The organism is Pseudenhygromyxa sp. WMMC2535, from assembly GCF_011083025.2.
In genome coordinates, this window is sequence record NZ_JABJWV010000001.1 from 1083500 (window position 1) to 1099497 (window position 15998).

The window sequence follows — 15998 nt, forward strand, 5'->3', positions numbered from 1 at the left end:
CTCGCCCCCCAAGCCTGGGGTCACAGGCACCCGGCGCGTCACTCAGCGCACCGGCAAGATCATGTCTTCGTCGGGCTCGACGCTCGCCAGCACCCGGGGGATCCCAGCGCGGACGACCACCTCGAGCACCTCGATCAGGTCGACCTTCCACGACCGACGGTGATGCACGAGGCTGATCTCCCGGGTCGGGACCCCGCCCGAGAAGGCCCGCACGCAGCAAGCCCGCACGTCCTTGCTCAGGGTCTGGGCGCAGGTCTCGGGGATCAGCGTGTAGCCCTCGGAGGCGTCGATCAGCCGACAGATCGTCTCGAGGCTGCCGCCGGCGAAGCGGACCGAGCCGAGGTGCTCGCGCTCTTGCAGCCCACAGAAGCTCGTGACCTGGGCGCGCACGCAGTGGCCGTCTTCGAGCAGCCACAGCTTGCGCGGATCCAGGCTGTCGACGTCGACCTCCGCCGCGCGCATCAGCGGCTCCTCGGGGTGGCTATAGAGGTAAAAGGGGTCGTAGAAGAGCACGCGCTCCTCGAGCGCGCCCTCGTCGAGGGGCGTCGACAAGATCGCCGCGTCCACGTGCCCGCGGTTGATCTCGGCGACGAGCTCGTCCGTGGGCCGCTCGAGCACCTCGAGAGTGATCGAGGGGTACTCGCTGGCGAAGCGCCTGAGAAACCAGGGGAGCACGTAGGGCGCGAGGGTCGGGATCACCCCGAGGACCAGCTCCCCCGCGGGCGCCTCGAAGTGGCCGGCCGCGTGGCGCAGGAGGTTGCGGTGCGCGTCGATCACCACCTGCGCGTGCTCGATCAACGCCCGCCCCGGCGGCGTCACGGCGATCGGCTTGGCCTGACGGTCGAAGATCGTCAGCCCGAGCTCGGCCTCGACCTTTTGGATCTGCGTGCTCAAGGTCGGCTGCGAGACGCCCGCGAGCGCGGCCGCGCGGCCGAAGTGCCCGGTCTCGTGGACGGCGAGGATGTACTCGAGCTGCGAGATGGTCGGCACGGGGGGCGGACATTGTCCCGCCTCGCGCGGCCCTTGTCAGCAACTCTTCGGCGCCCCGCTCCAATGTCGCGGTCGAGAAATGACACGATCGAGATCGACGATTTGTTGCAAAGTGCCAACGCTCAACGGCCGCGCCGCGAAGGGGGCGCGCACGCCCGTGCCCACGCGCCCCGTCCGCGCTGGGCCCCAAAAGGCCCCACAGCGCCACCTCGGCGGCCTGTGCTTCACTTTCGAGCTCCCCTCAAAAAAGTTCGCGACGATCTGCGGATGCGCATCGACTACCAAAAGCTTCGCTTTCTGCTGTCCTCCGCCCTCCTCCTCCCTGCCCTCGCCTGTGGCGACAGCAGCGGAGAGGAGGCCGCCGACGAGGTCGGCTCCGAGAGCAGCGAGAGCGAGTCCGCCGAGGACGAGTCCGCCGACGCCGCGAGCACGAGCTCATCCGAGACCGACGCCGACACCGACACCGACGCCGGCACGACCGACGCTGGCACCGAGACCGACGCTGGCACCGAGACCGACGCCGGCACCGAGACCGACGCCGGCACCGAGACCGACTCGGGGACCGACACCGATACCGATACCGATACCGATACCGATACCGATACCGACACCGATACCGATACCGACACCGAGGGAGGCTGCGTCCCCGACGAGGCCATCGAGGTCACCTGCGACCTGATCGACAACGACTGCGACGGCCAGATCGACGACGTCGACGTGGCCAACGACGGGATCTGCGACTGCCTGTCCATCGGCATCCTCGGCGACACCGGCTTCGCGCCGACCTCCGACTTCGAGGCCTGGCTCGAGGAGCAGGGCACGAGCGTGACCCGCACGCTGATCGTCGATCAGCCGGGGATCGTCGACGCCGACTTCCTCTCGGTCTACGACGTGCTGATCATCGACCGCATCCAGCGTGGGCTGAGCGAGGACGAGGCCGCGGCGATCGAGGCCTTCGTGAAGACCGAGGGCCGCGGGATGATCACGCTGATCGGCTACAACTTCGACAGCAGCAACCCGGTCCCCGAGCGCGACCGCGCGAACACGGTCCTCGATCCCTTCGGCCTGGCCTACGTCGGCGGCTACCTGCACACCAGCGGCGGCACGACCCCGATCTTCGACCAGGCCCACCCGATCTCCATGGGCATCAGCGACGTCAACTACGCCGGCGGCATCGCGCCCGCCGACCAGGAGAACCAGGGCAGCTCCGAGATCTTCGCGACCGTCGCCCAGGGCGACGCTGGCCTGGCGCACGAGAGCCTAGAGGGCGGGCGCGTGGTCGTCTGGGGCGACGAGTGGATCACCTTCGACAGCGACTGGCAGGGCTACGCCGACGTCCAGTCCTTCTGGGTTCAGATGATCGGCTGGGTCAAGCCCCAGGACTTCTGCGGCAACCCCCAATAGCGACGACCAGCCGCGTCAGCGCGGCAAGAAGCCCCTGGGAACCGCGGGCAGGGCCTCGCCCTGGCCCGCGAGCTTGGCCTCGACCTGGAGCAGCTCGGCCTCGATGCCCTCGCGGCTGTCCCAGCGCGGGAGTAGGTCCGCGGGCAGCTCGAGCAGGCGAGTGAGCTGCTCGCGGCGCTCCTCGTCGCGCTCGAGATCACTGTAGATGTCGCGCGAGATCAGCAGCGAGACCACCTCGAGGCGCGTGCCGCTGCCGCCGACGATCGCCATGGCGCGCTGGACCGAGTCGAGGGCGTCGAGCGGGCGACGCTGGCGGCGGCGGATCACCGCGATGTTGTTGTAGCAGGCAGCAACCAGGGGGTGCTCGGCGCCCAAGCTGGCCGCGCGCATGTGCAAGGAGCGCTCGGCGTAGCGCTCGGCCTCGTCGTAGCGACGCATGTTGATCAGCACGTTGGCGATATGGTTGAGCGTGCGCGCCACGACCGGGTCGTGCTCGCCGAACAGGCGCAGCTGGATCTCGAGGGCCCGCTCGTAGTCGACGAAGGCCGCCTCGTGGTCTCCGTGGGCGTTCTCGAGGCCGGCGCGGTTGTGGAGCAGCTCGACCTCGCGCAGCGGGTCTGCGCCGAGGCGCTCGAGCGCGGCCTCGGCCAGGCGCCGCCAGATCTCGCCCTCAGCGGTGCGCGCGAGCTCGACCCCGACGACCCAGACCATGCGGATCCAGGCGTCGGCGACCACGGCGTCGTCGCGCCCGGCTTCGCCAGCGGCCCCGGCCTCGAGCAGCGCCTCGCGGGCGGCCTCGAAGCCGCCTCGCCCCTCCAACGCCGCCGCGCGACGCAGCAGCGCGGCCCCGAGCAGCGCCCGGTCGCCCGCCGCCTCGGCCTCGGCCTCGAGCGCGTCGCAGATCATCAGCGTCCGCTCGTAGCGACCCGCGGACTCGCTGATCTTGGCCTCGGAGAGCCTGTCGTGGGCGCGCGCCAGCCTGGCGCGCTCCTCTGGCGTGCGCGCGCGTGCAGCTCGCTCGCCGAGCGCGTCGAGGTCCTCGCAGCGCTCGACCGGGCTCAGGGCGTGGACGGCCTCGACGGCGTTCTCGACCACGTCGGCGTCGGCCTCGGCCAGGGTCTCGATCAACAAGTCGAGCTCTCGCAGGCGGCTGTCCAGGCAGGCCATGCGCAGATCCAGCGAGGCCTCGGACTGCTCACCGTGGAGGCGGCTGGCCTCGCAGGCCGTGCGATGCTGGCGGACCCAGGCCGCGCCATACTCGTCGATCTCGGCCGCGACCACGGTCCAGGTCGTGTCGGCGTAGCGCGCCCCCGAGGCCCGCAGTCCCGACTCGACCCGCCCGCGCGCCGCGTCGCTCCACACCCGGGCGACCCGCGCCTCTCCGCCCGCGCAGGGGTCCTCGAGAGGATCGAGCAGGCGCGCCCGCGCCAGGCCCACGCCCACGCCCACGCACAGCAGCCCGCCGAGCACGAAGGACAGGGTGTAGCGGCGACGCGGGACCAGGCAGGCCTCGACCTCCTCGAGCGCGACGGCCATCGAGGGGAAGCGAGCGTTCGGGTCGACGCTCATGCAGCGCTGAATCGCCGCCCACAGCCGCGCCGGCGCGTCGCCCGAGTCCTCCGGCTCCGGCCAGGCCGAGAGGTGCTTGGCCGCGGCGATCTCCTCGAGCTTGCCGCGAAAGGGCTCGGCCCTGGCGAGGGCCTCGTAGAGCGCGACCCCGAAGCTGTATTGATCCGCGAGCACGCCGGCGTCCTCGCCTCGGTGCTGCTCGGGCGCCATGTAGAGCGGCGTGCCCACGATCCGCCGCCGCCGCGCGCTCGCTCGCAGCAGCTGCGCCTCCACCTGAGGCTCGTCTCGACTACGCGCCCCCTCCCCGCTTCGCGCCCCCTCCCCCGCGAGCCGGCCATCTCCTTTGCGCCCGCCCGGGGCGCCCTCCTCCGAGCGCGCCAGGCCGAAGTCGAGCACGCACACGCGCCCGTCTCGACTCACCCGCACGTTGGTCGGCTTGAAGTCTCGATGCGCGAGGTTGACCTCGTGGGCGGCCACCAGTCCGCGGCCCGCGGCCGTGAACACCTCGACGATCTCCCGCCAGTCGCGGCGCTTTGCGACGAGCCACTCGCGCAGGTCCCAGCCCTCGATCAGCTCCATGACCACGAACACGCCGCAGCTCGGGATCCCGAGCAAGCCGAGCTCCTCGCTCGAGCCACGCCCGAGGTCCTCCTCGTCGTAGGAGCCCACGTCGTAGACCCCGATCACGTTGGGGTGCGAGATCTGAGCCATGGCCTGGGCCTCGTAGAGCAGCAGGCTCTCTCGTCGCCGCGAGCGCCTGTGCGCCCGCAGCAGCTTGATCGCCACCTGACGATCGAGCTGCGGATCGTAGCCACGAAAGACCACGCCCACGCTCCCAGCGCCGCAGCGATCGAGGAGGATGTAGCGCGCGAGTGTGACCGAGTGACGACCGAGCTCCCCCCTCGGGCCAAACTCTGAACTCCCCGTCACCACCTCCATCATCGTACTGTGCGTGTCATGATCTCGCTTCTCGACAACGCCAGCCATGCCCGCGCTCGGGGCAACTTCGGATCGCTCGCGGCCGCGTTGGCGTTACTAGCGCCAATGTTCGCGTGCGCGGGGCAGGGAGACCCAACCGGAGACGACAGCGACGAGAGCTCGACGACCGACGAGACGAGCCTCGGTGCAACCGACGAGACGGGCGAGACCAACGACACCACCGACACCGACGGGACGCCCTTCACCCCCGAGGTCGGCGAAGACACCTCGGTCCTCGCCTTCGACCACACCCCCGTCTACTTCCTGGGCGGAGACAACCAGCGCCAAGTCGACGTCGAGCTCGACTTCCCCGAGGCCGCCCTCGCCTACGAGCAGATCCTGCTCGACCTGACCTTGAGCTGCCCAAACGGGGCCGGCAGCTGCGACGCCTGGGACCGCAAGGGCTGGCTCGGCATCGTCGAAAACCACGGCGCAGAGGAGGAGTCGATCATCGAGGTCGCCCGCTTCATGACCCCCTACGGGGTCGGGGCCCAGCACATCATCGACGTCAGCGAGCTGCGCCCGCTGCTCGCCGGCCCGCTCACCATGCGCGTGTTCATCGACACCTGGGTCGGCCCGGGTCACGCCAGCGGCGACGGCTGGGTCGTCGATGCGCGCTTCGACTTCATCGGCGGCGCCCCCACCCGCGTGCCGATCTCCGCCACGCCGATCTGGGATCTGCGCACCGTGACCTATGGTGACCCGGCCCAGCCCATCGCGGACTCGGTGCCAGAGACCACCATCGAGCTCCCGGCCGAAGCCGACGCCTTCGCGCTGCGGGCGATCATCACCGGCCACGGCCAGGGCAACCTCAACAACTGCGCCGAGTTCTGCCCCCGCACCCACGGCTTCCTGGTCGCCGGTCAGCCCTTCGTGCGCCAGATCTGGCGCGACAACTGCAGCGAGACCCCGGTCGAGGGTCAGCAGGGCACCTGGCAGTACAGCCGCGCCGGTTGGTGCCCCGGCGCCGAGGTCATCCCCTGGCTCGAGGACATCAGCGCCGCGGCGGTCCCCGGCGAGAGCGCGAGCGTGGTCTACGACGTCGAGGCCTACGAGAACAGCTGCCGCCCCGACACCCCCGAGTGCACCGGCTGCGCCCTGGGGACCAGCTGCGAGTACGACGGCGGCAGCCACACCCCGCCGATCTACGACCTCTCGGCGCTGCTGATCGCCTACCGCGACGTCGGCTGATCCACGCGCTATTTGGCGAAGCCGAGCTCGCGCAAGGCCTCGAGCCCGGCCTCGATCCCCCCGCCAAAGAGCGAGCCGCGAAACACCTCGACGCGCTTGCCCGAGGGCAGGAGCAGGCGCAGCGCGGGCGCAGACGAGTCGATCAGCATGCCCTTGCGCGCGGGGATCTCATCGGTCCGCGCGAGCGCCTGGCCGTCGGCGTCGTAGGCCAAGCCGGCGTGGCGATCCACGACCACGAGCGGGCGCAGCTTGGCCCGCTCACAGGCGAAGCGAGCCTGGCGGAGGTTCAAGCTGAACTTGCAGACCAGCCCCGCGATCACGCCGAGGCCGGCCTCGAGCAGGGGCAGCCACCACGGCCCGATCGCGCCGCCGCCGAGGGCGAGCACCAGCGCGACGGCGGCGTTGACGAAGAGCACGCCCGCGAGCCCGCCCGAGACCGCCGCGGCGATCCCCGGGCCACGCGTGCGACGGTCGAAGCACCACGCCCGGTCCGCGCTGGCGACGATCTCGAAGCCCGCGTTATGCGCGAGGATCTTGACCTCCGGCGCGTCCGGTCCTGCCACGGGCATCACCGCCACCCCCGGCTCCACCGCGCCCGGCTACGCGGGCACCGGTTCGAATTCATCCCAGCCGCGCCGGCGCAGGTAGTTGCCCCACACGCCCTCGCAGACCGCGTCGTACTTGCAGCCGCGGCAGGCCTCGCGCTTGTGACGGGCGTTGTCGTCGAGGTCGCCGCGGCGGATCTGCACGAGCTCGCCCGAGGCTCCGCCCGCGCGCTGACCGAGGATCTCCTCGCTGAGCAGCCCGTGGGTGTCCTCGTGCTCGTAGTGCACGTAGTTCTCGACGTAGCCGCGGTTTGGATCGGGGATGCCCTCGGTCGTGCACAGCGGGATGTCGACGAGCACGGCCGAGACCTCGGCCTCGCGCTGGCTCTGCTCGGCGAAGAAGGCCCGGGCGACCGCGGCGATCTCCACATAGGTCGGGAAGATCAGGTCGAAGTAGGTGTCGGCGCGGCCGTTGGCCTGCATGACGTTGAAGACGACCTCGTCGACGCCGTGGCTGCGCAAGAAGCGATAGATCTCGCCCATGTGCGGCAGGTTGCGCTTGGTGATCACCGTGCTCGTGTGCAGCTCGATGCCGTAGCGCTTGAAGCGAGCGATGGTGTCGAGGCCGCCCACGGTCTGCTCGAAGCAGCCCGGGGTCCGCGTCAGGCCCTCGTGGAGCTTCTTCGTGTGCCCGTGGATCGAGATGTAGAACCGGTTCATGCCCAGGGCCATGAGCCGCTTCGCGTACTGCTCGTGGCTCAGTGCCCGGCCGTTGGTCATCATCGAGATCCGCCGCGCTCCGGCCTGCTTGGCCATCTTCACCCAATGATGCAGGCGCGGGTTCGTGGTCGGCTCGCCCGAGGTGAAGCAGACCTCCTCGAATTGCTCGTGCTGGCCGAGGATCCAGCGCACGGTCTCGTCGGTGGTCTGCGAGTTGGTCACGTAGCGCTGCTCGCGATCCTCCTCCATGCAGAACACACAGTTGTTGTTGCACACGGCCCCGGTCAGGATGTGGACCCGGGCCGCGCGCTCGGCCATGCGCTCGGCCACCCCGGCGCGCTCGCTCCCTTCACCCTCGGCGAGGGTCTCGGTCGCGGCGGACTTGGACTGGTGGTCGAGCATCATTCACACGCCAAAGGCGAACGCAGGGAGCCTGCGTTCGCCTAGAAAGATCATCGCCTCGGCGCAGGCCGGGCCTGGCTCGGGTTTACCAGGAGCCGTGGCTGCCGTGCGAGCCGTGGCTGCCGTGCGAGCCGTGGCTGCCGTGCGAACCGTGCGAACCGTGGCTACCGTGCGAACCGTGGCTGCCGTGCGAACCGTGCGAGCCGTGGCTGCCGTGCGAACCATGCGAGCCGTGGCCGGGGTCGCCGGGGGCGTCGAACATCGCAACCGTGCGGGAGGTGTCGGCGAACGCCACCGCGTTGTCGGAAATCTCGCGCTGCTCGGCGTTGAGCAGCGGGCTGGCCTTCCGCCCAAAGACGGGGAGGTCGAGCTCGGCGGGTTTCTTCGAATCGCGATCGTTTGCCATGTCAGGATCCTGCCGAGGACACTAACACGAGCGCGGGGTGCTTGTCGTGATTTGATCGCGCTTCGAAGCGCCCAAATAGCTCTCTCTGGCCAGGCTCGCGGCACCGCGTAACGCGCGAACGCGGATGCTCGGTAGCGCGCTCGAGCGCTCACACCCCCATCCAGCTCCCCCGCCCGGCCCTGTCCGCCCAGCCGGTCACTCGATTCGAATTCCCGAGCAATTGCCACACCCCGCCGCCGAGCAGAGGCGGGCGCCAGACCCCATTCGACTCGGGACACTCGGGTTAAAAAAATCGGCCGGGAGCCCCTGAACGAGGTCCCGGCCAATTTCGAGCGCGGCCGCGCTCAGGACTCGATGCCGACCGGCGGCTCCTGGACGAAGTGCTCGCGCGGCCGGATCGTCGTCCAGCGCTGGAAGATCTCCATGACCTGGGGATCGTTCTCCGCGAGCTTCTCGAACAGATAGTCCTGGATCCCCTTGTGAACCGCGCACACGTTGTTGTCGCGCATGCGGCCAAAGACGGAGCCCTGGCTCTTGTAGTTGTAGGCCGCGTTCGTCCCGCAGTAGGGCTGATATGCGCAACTCACGCAGTCCGGCTGCTGGTCGAGGTTGGTGGCGATGGTCATCGCGCGCACCGTCTCGTGGCCGACGATCTTGCGGTAGGGCGTGTCGACGTCGCCGAGCAAGCTGACGTCGTCACCCATTGCCGCGAGCATCCGGCCCTCGTCGCAGGTGTAGACCTTGCCGTCGTAGCTGTAGGCGAGCTGGCCGATCCCGGCCCCGGCGGGGCTGCGGTTGTCGAGGAAGTTGGGGTCCTCGCCGCGCAGGATCTTGGTCAGGAAGATCGCCGCGTAGCGCTCGAGGATCTCCACGCCCTGCTTGTTGAGCTCGATCATGTAGTCGACGGCGTTGCGGTAGAACTCGAGGTACGCGCTGCGCGGGTACTCGAGGCGCAGGCGCGCCCGCTCGGCGAAGCCGAAAGGATCGATGGGCCGCAAGAAGATGGTCTTGCAGCCGAGCGAGACGTAGGTGTCGACCACTTCCTTCCACTGGTCGAGGGTCGCCTTGGTCGTCGTGAGCAGGGCCTCGACGTGATAGAGGGTCGGGTCGAGGCCGATCTCCTCGTAGGCCTCGTTGACCCGCTTGATCCACCGCGCGGCGGCCTGGAAGGCGTTGTGGCTCTGGGGCAGCTTGCGCTGGGCGTTGTGCAGCTGCTCGGGGCCGTCGATGCTCGTGCACAGCTGGACCTTGTTGGCCAGCAGGTACTGGAGCTTGTCCTCGTCGAGCAGGGCGAAGTTCGAGACCATCGTGAACTCGAGGCGCTTGCCCACCTCTTGGTTGCGCTTGGTCGCGTACTCGATGATCTCCTTGACGACCGGGAAGTTGACCAGCGGCTCGCCGCCCTGGAACTCGATCGTCACGAAGCCGTTGGTGCTCGACAGCGCGAGGTCGACGGCCTTGCGCGCCGTCTCGACGCTCATGTCGGTCTCGACCGCGTCCATGTTGGCCCGCGAGGCGTGGCAGTAGACGCAGGTCTCGTTGCAGCGCAGCGTGACCACCATGACGTGGAGCAGCGGGCCGCCGTGGACGAAGTAGCGCCGGGCCTTGACCCGCTCGGTCGCGGCCTGCACGTCGTAGCTGGCGCGCAGGAAGTTGTGCTCGCTGAGCCGGGCGTGGAGCTCGCTGTCCGGGGCGATGTCGCCGCGGGCGTAGCTGGCGAACTCCTCGCCGGTGAGGATCAAGAAGTTGCCCTCGTAGTTGGTGATCAGCACGGCGTCGTCGGCGATCTGTCGCCAACGAAAGAAGGCCTGGGTGCCGGGGCGGGGCTGGATCTGGGCCAGGTTGATCGGCTGCATGGCGCTCTCGACTCTATTCGCTCGCCACGCCGCCGCGGTCGACGGTCAGCCCGAGCACGGTGTTGGCGAACTCGCCGATGATCTGCCGCGCAGCCTCGGCGTGCTTGGGGGAGATGGTCACGACCCAGTGATCGTCGGTCTCGGCGAGTTCGAACTCGGCGAAGCGCGACCAGGTCTTGACTGCCTCGTCGACGGCCTCGCCGACGTAGACGGTCCGCGGGAAACGGAGCGCCCGGCTCACGCCGAGCCCCCTTGGGACTCGGCGCCCTCGGCCGGGTCCTTGCGCCCGTGCTTCTCTTCCCAGGACTGGGCGATGCCCAGGGGATCGTCGAGGGCCTCATCGGTGAAGTCGAAGTCGGCGAGGTCGTCGAGCGAGGGCTCACCCATGGCGCCGGCGATGGCCTGGACGGTGACCGTCTCGATCGCCACGCGGTTGTCCTGGGTGATCTGGTGGCGCCAGGCACAAGACAGCAGCTCGTTGGCGAACTCGCCGATCAGCGCGCGCAGAGCCGCGATCTCTTCGACCCCTTGCTTGGCGCTCAAGGTCACCCGAAAGCGACCCGCCTCGGGGCGATCGATGAACACGTAGCAGCGATCGATGAAGATATAGGCCGCGCCGTAGACCGCCTGGAGCGGGTAGAGCTCGGCGTCGAGGGTCATGCTCACGGATTGCTCGCCGAGGTCGACGCCGACGAGGGCCTCGGGGATATCGGGGACGGAGGTCTGGTTCTCGTCGCTCATCAAAAGCTCTTCCGGTCGCGCAGCCTATCAGCATTGCGGCTGGAGAGCATCCACGACTGCGCTGCCCGGCGGGAAGCTCACACACCGCGACCCGGAGGTCAGCCCGCGGGCAGCTCGTAGCGCAGCAGCCACTGGTTGCTGCGCTCGGGGCCAACCTCGCGCCGCGACAGCGCGCGCATGCCGAGCGCCTCGACCACCGGCCCCGCGATGCGCTCGGCGTCGGCCAGGGTGTCGTTGCGGTAGTGCTCGAAGATCGCCCGCGAGCGCTCGCCACGGTGGGTCTGCGCCCGGCCGCGCGCGAGCCCGAAGGCGACGTTGTCGACGAGGGTCAAGCTGCCACCCGGACGCAGGCGCGGAATCAAGCGGGCCAACACCGCCGCCGGATCGCGAAGGTGATTCCACGCTCGCAATATCAGCACATGATCAAAACGACGATCAGGCGCGAGCTCGAGGGTCTCGCCGTCGGCCTCGAGCAGCTCGGCCCACGGCCAGCGCTGGCGCAGGTCCGCGATCGCCTGGGCGTGCGGATCGACGCCCAGGTAGCGAATGGTCCCCGCCCGGGCGAGAGGCGCCAAAAGCGCGGCGTAGGGCCCCTCGCCGCAGCCGAGATCGAGGACGTCACCGCGCAGCCCGGCGATCACCTCGCGGACCTCGGCGTCGTCGCGGGTGAACACGTCCTCGAGCAGCGGCTCGAACATCCCCGTGCAGCGCTCGCGCTCGGGGCAGCTCGCGCACACGCGGCTGCGGACCAGCTGGATCAGATCGCGGGCAAAGTCGTCTGGTGCCGCTTTCTTCGAGACGTCGACATAGACCTGACCCAGGCCGTGCTTGACCGCGGCGATCTCTTGATCCGAGAAGTCTCGGCTCTCTGCGCGATAACGCGCGACCCGGGTCCCATTGCGAACGAAGAGATCTCGGCCGTAGTCCCAGGGCGTCACGCCCATGCCGCGACGCAGCGGGCAGCCCTCGGCCTCCTCGCCCACGAAGCCGAGCTCGACCATGTGCTGGAGCTCGTAATTGAACGAGTTCGAACGCGGGCGATCGCGGATCGGCCGCAACTCGGCGGGACCAAAGACCTCGTGGTAGCCGGTGTAGAGCCCCGGGCAGGGTCCCGAGAGCGAGCAGCCGCGGCACAGCGGATCTTGGGTCTTGTTGAGGTCGTCGACCGGGAAGTAGTCGGGCTCGCCGACCTCGATCATCGTGCGGTAGGCGTGGGTCTTGAGGTCGTCGTAGCGATCTTCGTAGCCGGGCAGCAGGCACAGGGGGATCGCCCCGTGGGTGAAGCGCGGCCCCGTCTGGCCCTGCCAGCGGACCTGCTCCTCGCCGTACTCGATGGCCGCGATGACCTTCTCGGCCACGTCCTCGATGCGCGGCATCAGGTGGGCGAAGAGCTTGTCCCCGCCGCCCTTGGGCTCGACCATGGAGAACTTCACGGTCAGGTCGGGGAAGGGCATCAGCGCGTCGACCAGACCGGTCAGGTGCTCGAGGTTGTGGCGGGTGATGACGCAGTTGACGGAGAAGTCGAGGCCGCGGCCCGCGAGGTTCTCGACCGCCTTGAAGGCCGCGTCGAAGGCGTCGCTGCGCACCATCAAATTGTGGATCTTGCGGGTGCCCCCGTGGAGCGAGAGGTAGACGTAGCGCAGCCGCCGCTCGAGCAGCTCTTCGACGACGTGCTCGTAAGCGAGCATCTGGCCGTTGGTGACCAGGCCAAAGTCCATGCCCAGGGAGGCCGTCAGCCCCGCCCAATGAACCAGCTCTGGCCGGATCGTCGGCTCGCCCCCGGAGAGCACCACCATCTCGTGGCCGAGCTCCGCCGCGCGCCGGATCTTTGCGTCGACCTCCGCCGTGGAGCCCTGGATATGGCGGACCTCGAGGGTATGACAAAAAGAGCAGTGTTCATTGCAGGCATAGCCGACCTTGATCAGGGCTTTGCCGGAGGACACCCGCTGACTGCTCTCACCCACGCCCGCGCAGTGTAGCGGCTCGGCGGCCACAGCAAAGCCCCAGGCGGGTCGAAGCGGTATGTCCGCGCGCAGTGACCACCCTCGGCAGAATCGATCACACTTCGCGCGGCCCCAGCCCGACCAGGACGGTCCCCCAGACGGCCGCGAGGCTAGCGCGAAACCGACGCGAGAGCGGGGCACCGAAAGGCATCCGAGGGGCCCCTCGGGCGGCGAACTTCCTTGACGTGAGGGGTGCCGCCGGGATAGCGTCAAAACCGCTGGAGTCCCATGTCGAACGAGCATACGACCCACGAGCCTAACTTGATCGGCCGCCGTCAAGCCCTGTGCACCTTCGCCGGTATCGCCACCGCCATCGCGGGTGTCGGCATCCTCGGCATCGGCACTGCCCACGCCGGGCAGGCGCCCGAGCAAGCCATCGCCAAGGGCGAGACCGTCACCGCCGAGCAGGCCGTCGCCGCGTCCGAGCGCCTCGGCGAGGCCGAGCGCGAGGCCGCCATGGTCGCTGCGTTGATCCCCGCGGATCTCGACATGGGCAAGTGGACGCTCGAGCGGGTCCACGGCACCAAGCTCGGCGCCATCGCGGTCGTCATGCGCACCCACTCCGGCGAGGCCTTCCAGCTCGACATCCTCGCCCGCGACCCCGGGGTCAGCGGCGTCGGCGAGAGTGAGCACTTCAGCGTGTTCGTGGCCAACAACGGCGACGGCAGCCACAGCACCGACGAGCTCCAGGCCCGCGGCGCCAAGGTCCTCGCCCACCACCTCAGCCGGACCGAGCGCAGCGGCGCGCCCCTGCCCCAGCTCCTGACCTTCCGGCAGCGGGCGGCCCAGCACCCCCTCGGCCAGTACGGCGTGCTCGGCTGAGCGAGAGCCCCTCACCTCCTCTGGGCTCCGGCCCCTCCACAGCCCCGTTCACTCGGGGCTTTTGCATGTTCGAACCGTGACACGCCGCGCGACCTTGCGACTGAGCTTCGACTGCGACAACGCCTGCGTGTTCTGTGCTCAGGCGCCCGCGCAGGTCGAGCAGCTCGATGCCCCCAATGCTCCCGATGCCCCCGACATCGCCGAGCAGCTAGAGGGCCTGCGCGAGCAGGCCGACGAGCTCACCTTCATCGGCGGCGAGCCCTGCCTGGATCCACGCCTGCCCGCGCTGATCACAGACGCGCGCGCCCGCGGCTTTCGTCGCGTCGGCGTGCAGACCAACGCCAACGCCTGCGAGCCCGAAGCCCTGGCCGCGGCCGGGCTCACGGATCTCCACCTCTCGATCCACGGCCCCGACGCGGCCACGCACGACTATCACAGCGACCACCCCGGCAGCTTCGCGGCCAACATGGCGCTGCTCTCCCGCGCGCAGCGAGCTGGCCTGCGCGTGGTCGTGGCCACGGTCCTGACCCGCTCCAATTTCCGCGAGCTCGCCAAGCTGCCCACGCTGCTCAAGCCGCGCGGCGTCGCGGCCTGGCTGCTGGAATTTCCTCGGCCCTACGGGCGCGCGGCGGAGCACTTCCCCCGCGTCGTGCCGCGCCTGGGCATGGCCGTGCCCTACGCCCTGCACGCCCTCGAGCTCGCCCGCCGCAACGACCTGCCCGCGTGGATCCGCGGCGTGCCGCGCTGCACCTTGGGGCCCTTCGCCCGCGTCGCCCTGCCCGACGCGCCGCGCAGCTACGCCCCCGCTTGTGAGCCCTGCGCCATGCGCCCGCGCTGCTGTGGGGTCGACGCGGCCTACCTCGAGGCCTTCGGCGCACGCGAGCTCACGGCCCGCGCCCAAGACATCGCGCCCGCCGAGGATCCACATCGAGGCGCCCTCACGCGCATGTTCGTGGGCGTCGGCGCCCTCGTCGAGTGGACGCCGGCCAAGGCTGACACCGGCGGCGGCAAACATCGCCGGCTCCCCGTGCTCGCACACTCCGGCGGCCCTGAGCCACAGTAGCCCCGCGCCATGTCCAAGCCGAGCATCGCCACGCCCCGAGACATCACCGTCCCCGAGGACGAATCGAGCACGGCCCGGGACACGCTCTCCTTGGCCCTGCGCCGCTCACTGCGGGATCTGATGCGGCTTTGCAGCCTCGCGGATCCGCAGCTTCAGGCCTTCAAGCCGAGCCTCGAGCAGCTCCTCGCCCGCGCCCCCGGGGCCCTGGTCTCGGCCCTGCGCGCGCCCACGATCGGCGGCCTGCTCCGCTGCCTGCGTCGCCGCGCGCCCGAGGTCGACTTCGACGCCGGCGTGGCCGAGCTGCTCGCGACCTTGGCCACCGACCTCGCCGTGCTCGGGGCCCTGCCCGCGCCGCTCAGCTTCCAGCGCCTGCCCAAGCGGATCGTCAGCCGCGCGGCGCGGCGCTGCATCGAAGTTCCCGCGGGCGCCCGCGGGCTGACCATCGAAAACGCCAAGCTCCGCTTTCAGCTCGACGCGGGCCGCGAACCACAGGTCGTCGAGATCACGCTCGACCAGCCCGCCCAGCTCGACCCCAGCCCGGCCTTCGCCGCGATCACCCCGACCCTCGATCTCGCCCTCGTCGACAACAACCCCCTGGCCATGTCCGAGGCGCACCCCGACAAGCAGGGCAACGCCCTGGAGCTCGGCGGGCGTCCGGCCAGCGAGTGGACCGCCAGCATCGCCGACGCGCTCGCGCGGATCGGCCGCTACATGCCCACGCTGCGCGGCGAGATCGACCTCTACCTCCAGCAGATCGTCCCCGTCGGCTACGACGAGCACGCCCACCTCTCGGCCTCCTACCAGGAGGTCATCGGCACGATCTACATGAGCCTGCACCCGCAGCACATGACCATGGTCGAGGCCACGATCCACGAGTTCCAGCACAACAAGCTGCACGCGCTGCTCGAGCTCGATCCCCTGCTCCACAACGCCTTCTCGCCGCTCTACGCCTCGCCCGTGCGCCCGGATCCGCGGCCGCTGCAGGGCGTGCTCTTGGCGGTCCACGCCTTCGTCCCGGTCGCGCGGCTGTATCAGCTGATGCGCGCGGGGGGGGATCCGATCGCCGAGCATCCGGAGTTCGATCGCCGCTACCGGCAGATCGTCGCGGGCAACCATGAGGGGTCGCAGGTGCTGCTCGAGCATGGCCAGCCGACGGCCGTGGGTCGTGGCGTGCTCGAGGAGATCCGTCGGTGGGATGACTGGGACTGGGGGGTCTGAGCTTCGCTCGCCCGAGTGCGTGGCGATCACAGCCCGGCTCTGCTGGGCGCGCCGCGGAGGGATGAAAAAAGAGGCCCCGGGAGGGAGCTC

At 69.7% G+C, this 15998-nt stretch carries 14 protein-coding genes; 5 read left to right on the forward strand and 9 right to left on the reverse strand.

Annotated features, from left to right (window positions below):
- Positions 1-42: 42 nt before the first annotated feature.
- Positions 43-990 carry a hydrogen peroxide-inducible genes activator gene (locus G6O69_RS03975; protein ID WP_172302197.1) on the reverse strand — a complete coding sequence of 316 codons (948 nt, stop codon included), beginning with the start codon at positions 988-990 and terminating at the stop codon, positions 43-45.
- Positions 991-1257: 267 nt separating this feature from the next.
- On the opposite strand from G6O69_RS03975, the gene G6O69_RS03980 reads away from it, so the two are divergent.
- A complete protein-coding gene (locus G6O69_RS03980) occupies positions 1258-2394 on the forward strand; it encodes a hypothetical protein (protein ID WP_172302198.1) in 1137 nt (378 codons plus the stop codon).
- Positions 2395-2409: 15 nt separating this feature from the next.
- Here the strand turns inward: G6O69_RS03980 and G6O69_RS03985 are convergent, their stop codons facing one another.
- The gene (locus G6O69_RS03985) at positions 2410-4893 is read right to left on the reverse strand and encodes a serine/threonine-protein kinase (protein WP_172302199.1); all 2484 of its coding nucleotides are present in this window, start codon (positions 4891-4893) and stop codon (positions 2410-2412) included.
- A 27-nt stretch (positions 4894-4920) separates the two neighbouring features.
- Here G6O69_RS03985 and G6O69_RS03990 point away from each other — a divergent pair, with 27 nt between their 5' ends.
- Entirely contained in the window at positions 4921-6132 is a 1212-nt protein-coding gene (locus tag G6O69_RS03990) for a peptide-N-glycosidase F-related protein (RefSeq protein WP_176396610.1), read from the forward strand.
- 8 nt (positions 6133-6140) lie between these two features.
- Here the strand turns inward: G6O69_RS03990 and G6O69_RS03995 are convergent, their stop codons facing one another.
- The 7 genes from G6O69_RS03995 to G6O69_RS04025 all read right to left on the reverse strand — a co-directional run bounded on the left by G6O69_RS03995 (position 6141) and on the right by G6O69_RS04025 (position 12766).
- Complete coding sequence (locus G6O69_RS03995) at positions 6141-6701, reverse strand: hypothetical protein (protein WP_172302201.1); 561 nt, start codon at positions 6699-6701, stop codon at positions 6141-6143.
- A gap of 30 nt (positions 6702-6731) precedes the next feature.
- Positions 6732-7799, reverse strand: a complete 1068-nt coding sequence (hxsC4, locus tag G6O69_RS04000) for a radical SAM protein HxsC4 (RefSeq protein ID WP_176396611.1) — start codon at positions 7797-7799, stop codon at positions 6732-6734.
- A gap of 85 nt (positions 7800-7884) precedes the next feature.
- Positions 7885-8205: a His-Xaa-Ser repeat protein HxsA4 gene (gene hxsA4 / locus G6O69_RS04005; RefSeq protein ID WP_172302203.1), complete on the reverse strand. Its 321-nt coding sequence runs from the start codon at positions 8203-8205 to the stop codon at positions 7885-7887.
- Between the two features lie 344 nt (positions 8206-8549).
- Positions 8550-10061, reverse strand: coding sequence for a His-Xaa-Ser system radical SAM maturase HxsB (hxsB, locus tag G6O69_RS04010; protein ID WP_172302204.1), 1512 nt, complete (start codon positions 10059-10061; stop codon positions 8550-8552).
- A gap of 13 nt (positions 10062-10074) precedes the next feature.
- Positions 10075-10302: an HxsD-like protein gene (locus G6O69_RS04015; protein WP_172302205.1), complete on the reverse strand. Its 228-nt coding sequence runs from the start codon at positions 10300-10302 to the stop codon at positions 10075-10077.
- A complete protein-coding gene (gene hxsD, locus G6O69_RS04020) occupies positions 10299-10802 on the reverse strand; it encodes a His-Xaa-Ser system protein HxsD (protein ID WP_172302206.1) in 504 nt (167 codons plus the stop codon). Before hxsD ends, G6O69_RS04015 begins: the two co-directional genes overlap by 4 nt.
- 98 nt (positions 10803-10900) lie before the next feature.
- Entirely contained in the window at positions 10901-12766 is a 1866-nt protein-coding gene (locus G6O69_RS04025; protein WP_172302207.1) for a radical SAM protein, read from the reverse strand.
- Between the two features lie 267 nt (positions 12767-13033).
- Between G6O69_RS04025 and G6O69_RS04030 the strand changes: the two genes are divergently transcribed.
- The 3 genes from G6O69_RS04030 (at position 13034) to G6O69_RS04040 (ending at position 15908) form a co-directional block, all read left to right on the forward strand.
- The gene (locus G6O69_RS04030; protein ID WP_172302208.1) at positions 13034-13627 is read left to right on the forward strand and encodes a hypothetical protein; all 594 of its coding nucleotides are present in this window, start codon (positions 13034-13036) and stop codon (positions 13625-13627) included.
- Positions 13628-13703: 76 nt separating this feature from the next.
- The gene (locus G6O69_RS04035) at positions 13704-14690 is read left to right on the forward strand and encodes a radical SAM protein (RefSeq protein WP_172302209.1); all 987 of its coding nucleotides are present in this window, start codon (positions 13704-13706) and stop codon (positions 14688-14690) included.
- A gap of 9 nt (positions 14691-14699) precedes the next feature.
- Positions 14700-15908: an HEXXH motif-containing putative peptide modification protein gene (locus tag G6O69_RS04040; RefSeq protein ID WP_172302210.1), complete on the forward strand. Its 1209-nt coding sequence runs from the start codon at positions 14700-14702 to the stop codon at positions 15906-15908.
- Positions 15909-15998 lie beyond the last annotated feature (90 nt).

Bases quoted from the DNA above. Each gene is read 5' to 3' on its own strand.
- G6O69_RS03980 (WP_172302198.1), top strand. From the start codon at position 1,258: ATGCGCATCGACTACCAAAAGCTTCGCTTTCTGCTGTCCTCCGCCCTC.
- G6O69_RS03990 (WP_176396610.1), top strand. From the start codon at position 4,921: ATGATCTCGCTTCTCGACAACGCCAGCCATGCCCGCGCTCGGGGCAAC.
- G6O69_RS03995 (WP_172302201.1), bottom strand. From the start codon at position 6,701: ATGCCCGTGGCAGGACCGGACGCGCCGGAGGTCAAGATCCTCGCGCAT.
- hxsC4 (WP_176396611.1), bottom strand. From the start codon at position 7,799: ATGCTCGACCACCAGTCCAAGTCCGCCGCGACCGAGACCCTCGCCGAG.
- hxsA4 (WP_172302203.1), bottom strand. From the start codon at position 8,205: ATGGCAAACGATCGCGATTCGAAGAAACCCGCCGAGCTCGACCTCCCC.
- hxsB (WP_172302204.1), bottom strand. From the start codon at position 10,061: ATGCAGCCGATCAACCTGGCCCAGATCCAGCCCCGCCCCGGCACCCAG.
- hxsD (WP_172302206.1), bottom strand. From the start codon at position 10,802: ATGAGCGACGAGAACCAGACCTCCGTCCCCGATATCCCCGAGGCCCTC.
- G6O69_RS04030 (WP_172302208.1), top strand. From the start codon at position 13,034: ATGTCGAACGAGCATACGACCCACGAGCCTAACTTGATCGGCCGCCGT.
- G6O69_RS04040 (WP_172302210.1), top strand. From the start codon at position 14,700: ATGTCCAAGCCGAGCATCGCCACGCCCCGAGACATCACCGTCCCCGAG.